This is a genomic window from Roseibium sp. RKSG952, from assembly GCF_009711355.1.
On the sequence record NZ_SMMF01000248.1, the window covers coordinates 1 to 428 of the forward strand.

Annotated in this window: 1 protein-coding gene; it reads left to right on the forward strand. The window is 52.8% G+C overall.

Going from position 1 to position 428, the window contains the following annotated elements; genetic code table 11:
• Positions 1 to 310 (forward strand): hypothetical protein (locus tag E1297_RS48830; protein ID WP_209015534.1); only part of this gene is annotated, 310 nt, incomplete at its 5' end.
• Positions 311 to 428 lie beyond the last annotated feature (118 nt).

Here is a 428-nt window from a genome sequence, read left to right on the forward strand (position 1 = left end):
CGGGGGGACAGATACCCTGACCGGTGGCGGCGGGTCAAACACATATGTGCTTGCTGGCGCTACGGTCACGATTACGGATTTCGATCCAGACGACGGAGATACTATTGTCATTTATGAAGCCGACTATGAGGATGCCGGCGGGAATTATCTCCTTATCACGTCGACCGATGATGATGGTAACGTTGTCATCGAAGATATGAGCGGAACCGTCTGGATTACGCTTGAGGGTTATACCGATACCTCACTGGACGGGATAACCTGGCACTTGAATTCGGACGATTATCTCGACTTAAGCGACTACGGGGTATGATTGGCGAAAGCCAAGGGGCGAATTCCGCAGCAGTAACCGGTCCCGGTGAATTAAGAAGTGGAGTGCAGCATGGTCGCAAGCGCTCTTGGAGCTATTGTTGAATCTGGTGTCCGGGCGG